Origin of the sequence: Kaistella rhinocerotis (assembly GCF_030243905.1) — a bacterium.
Classification (GTDB): domain Bacteria; phylum Bacteroidota; class Bacteroidia; order Flavobacteriales; family Weeksellaceae; genus Kaistella; species Kaistella rhinocerotis.
In genome coordinates this window covers 82,622-97,075 of record NZ_JASSYY010000003.1, presented here as the reverse complement: position 1 = coordinate 97,075, position 14,454 = coordinate 82,622, and the positions used below count along the sequence as shown (strand labels likewise).

At 43.4% G+C, this 14,454-nt stretch carries 9 protein-coding genes; 6 read left to right on the top strand and 3 right to left on the bottom strand.

What is annotated here, in order from left to right:
• Positions 1 to 78: 78 nt before the first annotated feature.
• Complete coding sequence (locus QEP06_RS10135) at positions 79 to 1,299, bottom strand: dicarboxylate/amino acid:cation symporter (protein WP_285270152.1); 1,221 nt, start codon at positions 1,297 to 1,299, stop codon at positions 79 to 81.
• Positions 1,300 to 1,390: 91 nt separating this feature from the next.
• On the opposite strand from QEP06_RS10135, the gene QEP06_RS10130 reads away from it, so the two are divergent.
• Positions 1,391 to 5,611 (top strand): T9SS type B sorting domain-containing protein, encoded by a 4,221-nt coding sequence (locus tag QEP06_RS10130; protein ID WP_285270151.1) that lies wholly within the window; start codon positions 1,391 to 1,393, stop codon positions 5,609 to 5,611.
• Here QEP06_RS10130 and QEP06_RS10125 read toward each other — a convergent pair.
• Entirely contained in the window at positions 5,608 to 6,240 is a 633-nt protein-coding gene (locus QEP06_RS10125) for a hypothetical protein (RefSeq protein ID WP_285270150.1), read from the bottom strand. The genes QEP06_RS10130 and QEP06_RS10125 overlap by 4 nt on opposite strands.
• A 1-nt stretch (position 6,241) precedes the next feature.
• Positions 6,242 to 8,275: a TonB-dependent receptor gene (locus tag QEP06_RS10120; protein WP_285270149.1), complete on the bottom strand. Its 2,034-nt coding sequence runs from the start codon at positions 8,273 to 8,275 to the stop codon at positions 6,242 to 6,244.
• Positions 8,276 to 8,382: 107 nt separating this feature from the next.
• Between QEP06_RS10120 and QEP06_RS10115 the strand changes: the two genes are divergently transcribed.
• The 5 genes from QEP06_RS10115 to QEP06_RS10095 all read left to right on the top strand — a co-directional run bounded on the left by QEP06_RS10115 (position 8,383) and on the right by QEP06_RS10095 (position 14,451).
• Positions 8,383 to 9,291, top strand: coding sequence for a DnaJ C-terminal domain-containing protein (locus QEP06_RS10115; RefSeq protein ID WP_251833809.1), 909 nt, complete (start codon positions 8,383 to 8,385; stop codon positions 9,289 to 9,291).
• Positions 9,288 to 9,563, top strand: coding sequence for a chaperone modulator CbpM (locus QEP06_RS10110; protein WP_285270148.1), 276 nt, complete (start codon positions 9,288 to 9,290; stop codon positions 9,561 to 9,563). Before QEP06_RS10115 ends, QEP06_RS10110 begins: the two co-directional genes overlap by 4 nt.
• A gap of 135 nt (positions 9,564 to 9,698) precedes the next feature.
• On the top strand, positions 9,699 to 11,132 hold the full coding sequence (locus QEP06_RS10105; RefSeq protein WP_251833807.1) for a T9SS-dependent choice-of-anchor J family protein: 1,434 nt from the start codon (positions 9,699 to 9,701) through the stop codon (positions 11,130 to 11,132).
• 214 nt (positions 11,133 to 11,346) lie between these two features.
• Positions 11,347 to 13,704: a GEVED domain-containing protein gene (locus QEP06_RS10100; RefSeq protein ID WP_285270147.1), complete on the top strand. Its 2,358-nt coding sequence runs from the start codon at positions 11,347 to 11,349 to the stop codon at positions 13,702 to 13,704.
• A 375-nt stretch (positions 13,705 to 14,079) separates the two neighbouring features.
• A complete protein-coding gene (locus QEP06_RS10095; RefSeq protein ID WP_251833805.1) occupies positions 14,080 to 14,451 on the top strand; it encodes a PadR family transcriptional regulator in 372 nt (123 codons plus the stop codon).
• Positions 14,452 to 14,454 lie beyond the last annotated feature (3 nt).

Sequence of the window (14,454 nt, the reverse complement as noted above, 5' to 3'; positions counted from 1 at the left end):
TGGACGCTTTTGATATAACGTACAGATGTTTTCTATAACACCTACTTATCCCGCGGGAAACAATTATTTATAATTGTGCTATTCTTCGGGCACCACAAACTTCTCACCCGAAATACGCGTCACAAACATGGCTGCTACCGTATCTCCTGTAGAATTGAGAACTGTAGCCAACGGGTCAACCAGTGTCCCAAGAATCATCACCGCCGGAATTGCTTCTACCGGAAGATTGTAAACCGAAATCATCAGCATTTCGCCGATGTAGCCGCCGTTCGGAATACCACCCGCCACGATGCTCACAAAGACCGTGATGCCGAGGGCTAAAAGCAAATTGATCGGATCAAAAAAATCTTTACCTATTATTAAAAAAGCCACGTAGATCTTAATGATGGAAGACATTGAAGAGCCTTGCTTGTGAAGTGTACTGCCAATCGGGATCACAATGTTCGCAATTGCAGCCGGAACACCGATTTTCGCCGCTGCCTGCAGGTTCGCAGGCATAGTCGCGAAACTGCTGCACGTAGAGAGCGCCGTAAGTGTTGGGTAAATGTTGTTTCTCCAAAAAGATTTCACACCCGAATTTGATCGGGCAATCCAGGCATAAAGCGAGAAGAATACAACGAAATACACCGCGCCGGCAACATAGTAAAGTCCGAGCGGTTTTGCGTAAAACCCGAAAAGTTCGGGACCCATTGTGGCTACCTGGTATGCGAAGTAGGCTCCCAAACCTACTGGGGCGCCCTTCATCACCATAAGTAAAAGTTCTTTCATCACTTCAAATCCCGAGGCGAGGAAATTTTTAAACACAAGACCCGCCTCTCCGGCCTTTCTTACAGCTGTTCCTGTTAAGAATGCGAAAATAAGCAGGGCAAGCATGTTTTTTCTGGAAAAAAGTTCAGTAAATTCGCCTACAGTAAAGAAACTTACCAAACGGTCATTCCACGATGTTGAATTTCCGCTCTCGGGAATTTCGCCGCCGGTGCTTGGCAAAGCCTCGGTAGGGAAGAGGTAAACCGCGATGATGGTGAAGACTGCTGAAATAATGATGAACAGAAGGAAAGTCGCGATCATCGAAATAACGATCCGCCCAAATTTAGACTGCTGTTCAAGTGAAGCTATAGAATTGGCCACCGCGAAAAAGACGAGTGGCACTACACTTACAAACAGCAGATTGAGGAAGATATCGCCGAGTGGTTTAAGGTAAATAACCGCCTGCGGGGCGAAGATTCCGATGAGGCTTCCCACGAGAATTCCCGCTAAAAGAAGGAATATAGCGGAATAGTTATTGATGAGTTTTTTCATGAAAATTAAGTGTTAGGTATACAAATGTAATTTTTTACACCGAGACAGGGGGCTGTTGATCCGTTGAATATTACTAACTAAAATTAAGCTGATGAGAAAGATCTTATTCTTTTTTTCAGTACTTGTGTCTACTTTTTCCGGCATCTTATTTTCCCAAACCTGCACGCCATTCACGGCAACAGACACTCTGGGCAATGATGAGGTATTAATTGACTGCAGCTACCCGCTAAAAAATTCTCAGTGCCTTTCACTTCAGGCATCCGCGCCTTCAGTGCGCGAGGCCACATTGTATAAAGCTGAGGCAATCGCATACTCGCCATATATTCCTTTCAATGAAGGTACACCGCTTAATGCAAATTATGACGACCTGTATGCAGAAGTAATCGATATCCCCTTTCGGTTCTGTTTTTTTGGAAATAATTATAACAAACTTGTAATCGGGTCGAACGGCCTTGTAAGTTTTGATACCTCATTGCTCGGCAAACTCAGTTATCCAAATATCGAAAAGACCAATCCCGATCCCTTGTTACCTCATAACGCTATTTTTGGTGTGTTCCAGGATTTGGTTTTTTCTTCGGCAGATGATTCGGAAATTTATTATTCCGTAATTCAGAGTGGTGCGTGCAGAAAGTTGGTAATCAATTTTTACCGCGGGCGCGTGGTGGGCTGTCAGGAAAGATCCTCCACCCAAATTGTGTTGACGGAGTTTACGAATGAAATTGAAATATTCATTGAAAATAAAGAACTGCCTTGCCCGACAGCCCGTTTTTCGAACGCGCTTTTAGGAATAATAAACAGCAACGGCACCGTTGGGTATTCGCCCGCTGGCCGCAACACCGGTATTTGGTCAGCACTGGAAGAGGCCTGGCGCTTTTCTCCGGATGGAAACGTAATTACACCTGTCCTTTCATGGTTTAATGCGGCAGGTACCGCGCTTGGATCGGGCAGTAGCATTGATGTTTGTCCGTCACAGAACACTTCTTACACGGTGAAAGCTACCTATCAAATGTGTGGTTCTCCATTTGTGCTTACAGATTCCATTGACGTAAAATTTGCGCCAGATTTTCCGCTCGTGCGCAACTACACGAAAGTATTCTGCACTCCTCCAGGTGGCAGTGAATCGATTAACCTTGATGATTTCCAGCAGTTTCTCACGCCGCAGGATCCTGCGCTGTTTACTTTTACTTACCATAACACACTGGCGGACGCTAATGCCAATACGAACAGCGTATCCACATCAGTGAATGTCAATTCCGAACAGGTTATCTACGTGCGGGTACAAAACAAAGCGGATGCAAACTGCTACCGTGTTGCCATGTTGCGGTTTCAGTTTATCAACAGTGTGATACTTTCAAATACGGCTTCGATATGTGATACAAATAATGACGGTACTGAAGCGGCATATATTTTATCGGGATTAAATCCTCAGCTTTTTGCGCCGGAAATTTCGGGTTCAATTTCGTATTTCCTTTCACAGGCCGATGCGCAAAACAATACGAATGCGGTAACTTCGGCCACGCTGACAAACGGAACGCAGCTTTGGATCCGGTTGACTACAGCCCAATGTTCACAGGTAATCGGTCCGATTACAGTAAATTTCACACCCGGACCTGCAGTAAATTCGCCTTTAGACCTAAACCTTACTATTTGCGATGTTAATGATAATAACACCGAACCTTATGATTTTGCCGCGAATGTTTCATCCTTGGTTACGACCGCCACAGGCGTTATAATTTCCTATTACGAGACTTATCAGCAGGCTTATCAGGGAGTTGGCAGTCAGGTAACGACGGTGAAAGAAGGAGTATATTCTGTTTATGTGCGGGTGGAGGAACCTGGAGGCTGTTTTTCAGTTGCGGAAGTCCGGCTGAATGTTGATTTCAATGAGGTGGTAGCTACAAATGAAGTCGCTCAGCTGTGTTTCGATGGTTCTGAAGATGTCTCGGTGAATTTAGCAACTTTATCCAGTAGCATGCTGCAAAGTCCGCTCACTGGTGTTACCACAACTTTTCACGCCAATGCAGCTGACGCCGAAGAAGGCTTAGATCCCATTTCGCCTATGCAGGTGATTACCGATAATGGAAATTCGGTGACGGCTCGATATTTCGTGCGCTTTGAAGAATCGCCGGCATGTTACACAGTGCGCACAATCACGGTGGTATTGACGCATCCGGTGGCGGTAAAGAGTAATTTTACCGTCTGTGATTTTAATAATGATAATACAGAAACATTTAACCTGAACCAATATACAAGTCAAATTGCCGGTGCGCAGCCTGCCACGATACGGTATTTTGCTTCGGTGCAAGAGGCACAGGACAACTCGAACGCGCTTACAAGTTTTACGTTGACCGGCCCTACCCAGCTTTTTGTGCGGATCGAAGTTAACAGCTGTTCGGAAGTTTATCCAATCAATCTTCAGCTGGTTCCGACACCTTTGGTAACGCCGGAAATTGCGGTAAACCGAAAAAGCTACTGTGACAATAACAATGATGGTGGCGAGGCTTACGACCTTACGCAGCATCAGGCGCAACTTTACACAGGTGGGCCGGCGGTAGATTTCACTTATTATACCGGTTACAACAGTTCCAGTCAAAACTTCAGCGGCCTTATTCCGGATCCGAAAAGATTCGCGGCAGTAGGCGAGAACACAGTTTATGTGCGTGTGCGAAACACTTCCACCGGATGTTTTTCTGTGAGCTTGATCAAACTTAAGATCGATTTTGTAGCGGCGCCGCGAATTAAAGAAGCTACTCTCCGGATCTGTGATGAACAGTTTAATTTCAATGAAAGTTTTAATCTGAATTCGGCGCTTCCGCAAATGTATGATGCTGCTGAAAACGGTGTGCCGCTAAGTGGGATGACGGTTACATACTACCGCACTGCAGCCGACGCAAACGCCGGCATTCCGACTACCGCAATCAGTTCTGCTCAGGTTACAATGCAGTCACTAGTGACGGTTTACGCGCGTTTTGAATCGAAAACCAGTGGATGCTATTCGGTAAAACCGATTCATCTTCGCACTTATTTTCCGCCAAAAGCCATTAATTCTACAATCAATAACATTTGCGACAGTAATCTTGACGGATTCTATGAACTGAACTTACTGCAATACACTACTCAGGTAATTGACCTTAACGATCCTGACAATACTTTTACCTTCTACCGAACGCTACCCGATGCTCAAAATGGGGTGAATGCTATTGCTGATCCGGAAAATTTCAGAGTAAATCCTTTGCCTGCGCAAATATTTGTAAAAATTGCAAATATTCCGGGATGTGATGATATCTCCGCAATCAACCTAAATCCAGGTACAAAATTACCACTCATCAATTCCGGTCCATTTGCGCTGGCACAGTGCGATACACTGAATGACGGGCAGGAAACCATAGATCTCACTCAGTATCAGAATGAAATATATCCGGGTGCACAGTTCGAATATTATCCTTCCCTTGCCGATATGAACAATGCGGTAAACCAAATTGTGAACCCTCAAACCTTTAGCTTTAATAAAAACAGTCAAAACTCCGCGATTTATGTAAAGGTTTCATTTGCCGGGTTCTGTCCGGTGTATGCGGTGATCAATGTTAATCTGAAGAAAACGCCTCAGTTTACCTTGCCAACCTATTATTTCTGCCCGTATAATAATGATTCGGTGGACATCACACCAGATTTTACAGGTCAGGATATTGTTTCGTTTAGCTGGAAGGATTCTGTGGGAACCACCGTTTCTACAAGCAACCAGCTGCGCGGAGTGAATAAGACCGGGACCTATACCTTAGATGTGGTGGCTTCAAACGGATGTACATTCAGCACAAGTTTCGAAGTACGTCATTTTGAAGTTCCCGTGATCACACAACTCGTTGCAAACGGAAATAATTACACGGTAATTGCGACCGGCAGCAAAACGATTCTGTATTCCATTGATGGTATGAGCTGGCAAACGGGTAATATTTTCTATAATCTGCCTGTGGGACAGACCACTTTCTATGTGAAATTTTCGGGTGAAGAATGTATCGGTCTGCCTAAAAAAGGCGTGATTTTGAACATTCCAAACGCCTTCACACCGAATGAAGACGGCATTAACGATGTTTGGGAAGTTTCCGGTCTTGACGTTTTTGACGGAGCCAATTCCACCATACAGATTTTTGACCGACAGCAGGTGCTGGTTCATCAGGAAGAAGGCCCGGACAGACTTTCCTGGAATGGCCGCTGGATGGGAAGACCGGTTCCGACAGATACTTATTGGTACGTGCTGAGACTGCCGGACGGACGGATTTTCTACGGCTGGATTTTCCTTAAAAATAGAAATTAAACAGTCCACTGGTCGTTGACGATCGCGACCAGATAATATTTGTTTTCCACTTTTTCAAAAATAAGTCGCAGGGAATTCCAGTCCATGAAGGCATATTGCTCGCTTCCGGGAATGTAGTTTTCCGTAAAAACAGCTTGCGGATACACTTTGCTGATGTTGACGAGGGTATTTCCTCTGCCTTTTATCTCATTTTCAAAATATTGGCCGGCGCTGAAATCACGTTTATAGACCCATTCTGATAGATAATTCAGAAGTGACGTCTGATAAATGTCGCCGCTTCCATCCTTATGTCCCCACGTGAATTTAATCTGGCTATTGATATATTTCAAGAAATCTTCACGTGTAAAAACCTTATCTTCTTTTGGGTCAACATACGAGTACATTGAGAACCGCACACCTTTTTGCGGATGAATGAAATCTGCAAGTGCGCGGTAATTTTTTTGTTTTAATATTTGCAGTATTTCACGATTGATGTCTTTTAGATTTTGTGTTTGAACATCAGAATGTGGCGGTTTAGGGGAAATCGCAACCGCTGTATCCGTATTATTTTCGATCACTGTGGGTAGCTTTTCGTTTTTCGAGCAGCTTAAAATTGCCGCAGCCTGAACAAGAAGAATGATCTTTTTCATCTTATTTGATTTTAAAAGTAATGCCCAGCAGATAGTTGCGCGTTGCTGCCGGATTATAATATCTGTTGCCAAAAGCATTGATGTCATCACCCAAACTGTATAAGGAATTGTAGATGTTTTGCACGCGCGCAGAGACGTGTATATCAAATTTTTCTGCTGCAATGGGCATGCCCAATCCTATATTTCCAACAAGCGCGGCCTCTGAGAATACCGTATTGGCGTCATTGAGCGGCATCTTTGAAGTGTAAAAGTGTGTGATGTCTGCCTTAATGATTTTAAGGATATCAAAACTAACAATACCCTGTACCGACGTCCCAGGAACACCGGTGAGCTCGTTGCCCGAGTAATCTGTTTCGTTTTTCTCATAGTTTTTGAATTTAAAATCGAACAAATTACCAGAAAAATACAATTTCAAACCGTTTAAAACTGAGTTATTCAGATTTAATTTGCCGGTTTCTACGGTAAATTCGATACCTTTTTGTACGGTTTCGCCCGCATTCACGAAAAATTCCTGTGCCGATGCGTTCTCACGCCGCACGATTGCGTTTTTCAACCTGAAATCGAACACATTCAGCTCGGTATAAAGAAGTTTTCCCCACTGTTTACGTAATCCGACTTCCTTATTCCAACCGCTTTCTGCGAACAGGTCGGTATTAATTTGTTGTGCTGAAGAGCGTATTTCTTCCGTCGTCGGCGCCGAATTTCCTTTACTGAGTTTACCGCGAATGGAAAGTCCCGGCGAGATCGCATAGCTTACACCAAAATTTGGCAGCAGTTCGTTATTAAATTTTTTCACCCCGTTTTCAGCGCTTGGAAAGAGGCTTTCCCATTCATACTTCATCAAATTCAGGCTTAAAGATGCGTCAATAAACAGTTTTTGTTTGAATACAGCTTTTTGGCTTAAGAAAAAGAAGCCACTGCGCGTGAAAATATTGTCAAAGTTTTGAGGACCGGCAGGCTGTCCTGCATTATTATCGAAGTTCCTGATTACAGCTTGGCCGGTTGCGCCTTCAAAGCCAATCCGCGACTGCGAAAAAATATTTTCAAAGTTATTTTCGAAATTGAAATGCGTGCGCACGCCGGCGCCCACTTCAAAACGCTTTTCATAATTGGTGATAAACGGATTCCGGAAATCGGTATAGCTGCCGTGTACCGCGATGAAATGGCTTAATTTTTCGTCGAACTGCAGGACATTTGAAAGTCCTGCCATCACAGTTTTGTTGTAAATAGCGGCCTGCTGCTCTTTAGCACCTCCCACGGCCTGCGTTTTTGGTCGCGCCTGCCGCGGGTCTTGCATCATCTGATCAAAGGTGAGTCCGCCCGGTGTTTGATAGGCAAGATCGGAATATATCAGCATGCCTTTAACCTCGTTGTTTTCGGAGTAATTTCTGCCCGCATTAAGGAAGAAAAACTTTCGTTCGAGCGCCGACTGTTCACGGTATGAATCCGTCAATTGATAACTGCTGAATACGCGAATAAATGATTTTTCACCCCTGCCGGAATAATTGACTTTTCCTTTGAAATTATTAAAACTGCCAGCGCTGACGCCAAATTCTGCAATGGATGGCGAGGAAGTTTTCAGTAGTACGGTGCCACCCGTCGCGGAACCAAAATCCCCGCCTTCCGGACCTTTGTAAACCTCGATGCTCCGAAACAGTTCAGGATCGAGAAGATTTAGGTAACTGTTGCCCGATGCGTCTGAAAGCACGAAATCATCGAGATAAATTTTCACATTGCGGATGCCAAATGGCGAGCGCAGCGTACTGCCACGAACAGAAATGCGGTAGCTGCCGGGCGAGCGTTCTTCCATTTTTACGCCAGAGAGCAAATTTAGGGATTCTACTAACCGGTCCGGAGCGTTTTGGCGAAGAAGATGATTTGATGTAACCGCCACGGACTGTGTAGCTGTCATCAGGTTGGCCGGTTTTCGGTAACCATCTATTACAACTTCAGAGATCAGGCTTGTAGAATCAACTGTCTGTGCCGTAATGCAAAAGCCCAAAAACATTAAAAATGTGGAAAATTTTAATTTCATTAAGATAAATATACGGTAAATGCGCCCGATGTGTGCGGCAAAAATGAAGATTCAAATGGTATATTTTAATTGATAATTTTCTTAAATTTGAGTAAAAGGTTGCAATAATGGCATACATAGATTATTATAAGATTTTGGGAATCAGCAAAAACGCAACGACCGACGATGTGAAAAAAGCGTACCGGAAACTTGCGCGAAAATACCATCCTGATGTGAATCCTGGTGATAAGGAGGCAGAGAAAAAATTTAAAGAAATAAATGAGGCGAACGAGGTGCTGAGTAATGCCGAAAATCGTGAGAAGTACGACAAATATGGTGAAAACTGGAAGCATGGCGAAGAATTCGAAAAAGCGCGTCAGCAGCAGCGCCAACAAAGTTCCGCAGGCGGTTTTGGACAGTTCGGCGGCGCAGATTTTGGCGACGGAGATGATTTTTCAGACTTTTTCCAAAGTATGTTTGGCGGTGGCGGCAGTTTCCGGCAAAGAGGCAGCGCTTCAGGGAAATTCAAAGGGCAGGATGTAAACGCCGAACTTACATTAAGCCTCAAAGATGTTGCCGCTACACATCAGCAAACCTTCTCGATAAATGGCAAAAAAGTCCGCATTACCATTCCGGCAGGTATTGCAGACGGCCAGAAAATTAAACTCAGTGGACATGGGAATCCCGGGCACAATGGCGGACCTAATGGTGATTTGTACATCACTTTTAACATTGCTGAGGACAATAAGTTCAGACGTGACGGCAATAACCTGAGTGTTGATGTGGAAATTGACCTTTACACTGCGGTCTTGGGTGGTGAACTAAACATTGAGACGCTTTCAGGCCCGATAAAACTTAAAGTGGCGCCGGAAACCCAAAACGGTACGAAAGTGCGCCTCAGAAACAAAGGTTTGCCAGTCTATAAAAAGGAAAATGAATTTGGCGACCTATACGCAACGTATCGGGTACAAATACCCACAGGCCTAAGTGATAAAGAGAAGGAATTGTTTCAACAGCTTAAAAATCTTACAAAATGAGCAACAGGATATCCCGCGAGGAACTCGTGAAAATATACAAGATCGAAGTGAGTTTTTTTGATTCGCTACAAAACTCCGGACTGCTGAACACGGAAACCGAAGATGAGGTGACTTACCTGCTTTATGAAGAGTTGCCGGCTTTCGAAAAATATGCAACCTGGCACTATGATCTGGAAGTGAATATTCCGGGAATTGAAATCATCAGTCATCTGCTTGCAAAAATGGAGGCGCTGCGATCGGAAAATTTGAAATTAAGGCAAAATCTCAGATAGACCGCCAAAACACGCAGAAAATTCGTTAGGAAATTACTAAGATTTGTTTAAAATCGATAAATATTAATGAATAAATTTGACCTTATTAAAAATAAATGTTTAGTTTTGGCTACGTTTAACAATTTAGCTCTATTTATGAAAAAACTTTTATTATCGTGCTTTTTGGCACTTGGAATTGGTGCCAATGCTCAATTTTCAGAAAATTTTGATAGCGGAACCACTTTACCTGCAGGATGGTCTGTTATCAATGGAGGAGGACCTTCAACATTTATAATTACTGCAGGTGCGCCGGGCTCTGTGATTTCAGCGCCAAATGCTGCGCAAATCAACTATGATGATGTGGCACATGATGACTACCTTGTTACTCCGGCAATTACGGTTACTGCTGGTTTAAATGACAGGATTACCTACTTTGTGAAAAATCAGGATCCCGCGTATGTTGAGGAATATGATGTGAAAATTTCTACTACAACTGCTACAGCAGCTGCTTTTACCACAGTTATCAAGGCAAATGCACCCGCTCCAAGTACTTGGTCGCAGGTGATCTTAGATCTGACGCCGTATGTTGGACAGACAATTTATGTGGGCTTTCATGCAACTTCCGCGGACAAATTCAGATTGTTGTTTGACAATATCGTGAATGATACTGCGCCTAGTGTAGCTCCTGACTGCCCAACTCCGGCAACTCCGGCAAACAATACAGTAGATGTGGATGCCACTGATACAACGCTTACTTGGACAGCGCCTACCACCGGTGGACCTGTGTCTTACTATGAGTTGTACATGGATACAAATCCAAATCCTACTACGAAGATTGGTAATTATACAAACCCTACCGCTACATTCAGCACTGCAACAAGCAATCCTCTGCTATCAGGTACACAATATTACTGGAAAGTTGTTGCTGTAAACTCTGCAGGAAGTGCTGTAAACTGTAATACAGTATATACATTCACCACTAAAACCTTTGTTGCAACAGGTTGTACTACATCGCCGAACGGCCTTTACGGTACACTTACACCATCAAACTGCAACGGAACTACTTCTGTTACCAGAACTACGGCTTGGGCTGGTGAATATTCTGCAGTAAATGTTGTAAGCGGAAATACCTATAGATTCGAAGTTTTACTTAAACCAGGTTACTATATCACCATCGCGACCAATGCCACAACTCCTGTAGTATTGCAGCACGGTGTAGGACCGCTATTGTATAAAGCTACTTCAACGGGTACTGTTAGATTCTACGTTCATACCGATGCTACGTGTACAGGAGCTACAAACTCATCTACCTCGCACACGAGAAGTGTTACATGTCTGGGCGTATTGGCTGCGTCAGAAAACGTGAAAGCAGACCTTTCTGTATATCCAAACCCTTTCACTGATGTTCTTAATATTTCTGATGTGAAAAACGTGAAATCTGTTTCCGTAAGCGACGTTGCCGGAAGACAGGTAAAATCTATGAAAGCTGCAGCTCAAGTTGACCTTTCAGAACTTAAGGCAGGTTTGTATATCATTACGCTGAAAATGGAAGACGGTACATCTAAATCTTTCAAAGCCATTAAAAAGTAATATTAATATTATTCTTTAATAATAGAATCCGCTTCAGCAATGAGGCGGATTTTTTTATCTCTAATGGTTTTACAACAAAAGGAACATAATGGTAAAAGTGTTAATTGGGCACTTCGCAATGGTTTGTTTAAATGTTTATTTTTTCCAAAATATTTTTTGTATTTATCTGATAATAATTTATTAGTTTTGGTAAGATTAACTAAAATACTTTTTTATGAAAAAAATTCTACTCGGGTGCTTTCTTGCACTTGGAATTGGGACCAGCGCACAGTATTCGTACGTTGGTAACTTTGAAGATCCAGGGTACACCACTACAGTTTACAAGCAGTTCGGCGGCGGAACCCGTACCACAGCTGCGGCATGCAATGGTACCTATGGTGGACAGTTGGCAATAAGTGCCAGCGCTACACAGACGGGCTACATGGTAGACCTCAGCACGATTGGTCAAACAGGAAATGGCCAGAAGCTTGATGTTTCGGCAAACTACAAAAAAGCCGCAACTGTTGCGGGTAACATTAGTCTGGCGTATTTTACGCTGGATCCGGTAGCGAACACTTGGTCAATCAACACATTTGGTCCTACGGTTGCGCTTACGGCCACTGCAATCACAACATGTACAGCACTGACGGGCACTATTCCTGCAGGAGCAATACAGCCAGGCCAGACTTATGGCGTGGGTGTATGGTTTGTAAGAAGCGGAACTACTACAGGTAACATCTTTGTAGATGATATTACATTTACTCAGGAAGTGGTTTCAACGCCGCCTGCATGTACTACCATTACCTATCCTACAAGCGGATCTACCATTTCTGCAGGTACGGCCAAACTTACGTGGGATGCTGCACCAACAGCGGTTAACTACAAAGTACAAATTGGTACTACTCCAGGCGGTACAGACGTGTTTAATTCAACGGTTGCCGGAAATAGTCTTAATGTAACACTTCCGAAAAGCGCTACACTATATCTCAAAGTAACGCCAACCAACCTTGCGGGTGATGCAACGGGCTGTACAGAAATTAGTTTCACTACAAACAGCACCATAGGTTATTGCGGAGGTATCACGGCTTCGGCACTTGTATATCCGATTTCTTCGGTGACGCTGAATGGAGTGACAAATACCTCAGCTGCAACAACAGGTGCGCCGGTTTATGAAGATTTCACTGCTACGACAATGAATGTGATACAGGGATTAACTTATCAAATCAACGCTGTGGCGACAGGCGCAGGAACCAACAGGTTTGGAATGACAGTATTCATTGACTGGAACCAGGATGGTGATTTCAACGATGTCAGCGAAAGTTATTTTACCACTGCACCATTTTTAGGTAGTGCGGCAGCAACCAACAACCTTAGCGGAAACATCACCGTACCTGAAACTGCACTAAGTGGTACTACCAGAATGAGAATTAAGTACAACTTCAACAGTTCTACTACATCGATAATTTCCGCATTGAGCGACCCATGCGGTAATATGGGTAATGGTCAGGTTGAAGATTATACGATCAGTGTCACTGCACCTACGGCAGCACCTGGTTGTACATCGATCACCGTACCAATGGCCGGAGCTACAGATTTCCCACTCAACGGTACCATGACATGGGCTGCCGAACCATCTGCTGCCGGTTACAAAATCTATATCGGTACTACACCTGGTGGTTCAGACGTGGTGAACGGCGCTGTGGTAAACGGAACTTCTTACAAAGTAGCACTTACTGCAAACGTAACGTACTACGCTCGCGTAGTACCGTATAACTCAGTGGGAGACGCGGTAGGATGTACTGAAATTTCATTCACAACCACCGGTCCACTTTATTGCGGTCCGCTGACCTACTCAACCGTTGAACCAACTACACGTGTGGAGTTTGCAGGAATCCAGAATATAAATCAGCCAAGTGGGGTAGGCGCAACTCCGGCACATGAGTTCTTCCTCAATCAAACGGCTCAGGTTACAACGGGTAGCCCATATACCATCACGCTGGATGCTAATACAGACGGCACTACTTTCAGACATTTCTTTGCGGTATTCATTGACTGGAACCAGGATGGAGACTTTGATGACGCTGATGAGAAATTCTTCACCACACCGGAATCATTTATCTTCGTTTTAGGCTCCAACGGCTCAAGCGCAACACCAGCTGTAGGAACTATTAATGTACCTGCAACAGCAAAAGCAGGTGTTACAAGAATGAGAGTAAAATCAGCATTCTATGGTGCTACAGGTCCAAATACAGAACCGAACTTAAGTAACTTTGCCAATGCATGTGTTACTACAGGTTCTTCGTTCGGTCAGGTAGAAGATTATACAGTAAATGTTACACTTGCTACAGCAGGAACGTCAACTGTGGATAAAAACAAGTTGATGGTTTATCCTAATCCGTTCAAAGATGTTGTGAGAATCTCTGATATTTCTAATGTGAAATCCGTTTCAATCAGTGATTTGACTGGTAGATTGGTACGCACCGTGAAAGCTTCGTCAGAGATCAATCTTGGTGACCTTAATGCAGGTATGTACCTGATCATCCTTCACAAAAATGATGGCAGCACGCAAACTGTAAAAGCAATCAAGAAATAAGGATTAACCTTAGTAATTGGCCGGTCTGCAGCAATGCAGACCGGCTTTTTTTGGTTGAAATTTGACCATGATAACATTACGTAAATGATGTTAATGGTGTAAAAAGCCTATTCAAAAGGTTTGTGAACAATTAATTTGGCTTAAAGCAACTATTTAAACCAAATATTTTAAAATATTTTTTTAGCAGCCGAAGTGTCTTCACCAGGGCGCTTCAAATGATTTATGATAATATTTACTAAAATTTTTAAAAATAAAATTACTACTTTGTATTGCATAATACTAAATTAATTATATATCTTTGCATTGTAAGATTGAAAGTGTATTGTTCACTTTCAAATCTTCAGACTCAGATCACCAATTAAAATCTCAAATAATATGAACACAGAAAACACCAAAGCGCAGATGCGAAAAGGTATTCTGGAATTCTGCATTTTGAGTTTGATCGATCGGCGCGAGATGTATGTTTCAGACCTGATTGACGAACTGAAAAAAGGAAAACTGGATGTGGTGGAAGGCACCCTTTACCCACTGCTTACAAGATTGAAAAACGGAGAATTTCTCTCCTACCGCTGGGAAGAATCTACAGGCGGACCACCACGAAAGTACTATCAGATTACTGAAAAAGGAAAACTCTTCCTCGCAGAACTTTCGAACACCTGGGAGGAACTTACAGACTCCGTGAACCAAATTACTAAAGACATTAACCCTGCGAACGCTCCTCAAAATACGTTCGAACCAAATTCTTAAAAC

Coding starts and splice junctions, on each gene's coding strand:
- QEP06_RS10135 (WP_285270152.1), bottom strand. CDS start 1,299: ATGAAAAAACTCATCAATAACTATTCCGCTATATTCCTTCTTTTAGCG.
- QEP06_RS10130 (WP_285270151.1), top strand. CDS start 1,391: ATGAGAAAGATCTTATTCTTTTTTTCAGTACTTGTGTCTACTTTTTCC.
- QEP06_RS10125 (WP_285270150.1), bottom strand. CDS start 6,240: ATGAAAAAGATCATTCTTCTTGTTCAGGCTGCGGCAATTTTAAGCTGC.
- QEP06_RS10120 (WP_285270149.1), bottom strand. CDS start 8,275: ATGAAATTAAAATTTTCCACATTTTTAATGTTTTTGGGCTTTTGCATT.
- QEP06_RS10115 (WP_251833809.1), top strand. CDS start 8,383: ATGGCATACATAGATTATTATAAGATTTTGGGAATCAGCAAAAACGCA.
- QEP06_RS10110 (WP_285270148.1), top strand. CDS start 9,288: ATGAGCAACAGGATATCCCGCGAGGAACTCGTGAAAATATACAAGATC.
- QEP06_RS10105 (WP_251833807.1), top strand. CDS start 9,699: ATGAAAAAACTTTTATTATCGTGCTTTTTGGCACTTGGAATTGGTGCC.
- QEP06_RS10100 (WP_285270147.1), top strand. CDS start 11,347: ATGAAAAAAATTCTACTCGGGTGCTTTCTTGCACTTGGAATTGGGACC.
- QEP06_RS10095 (WP_251833805.1), top strand. CDS start 14,080: ATGAACACAGAAAACACCAAAGCGCAGATGCGAAAAGGTATTCTGGAA.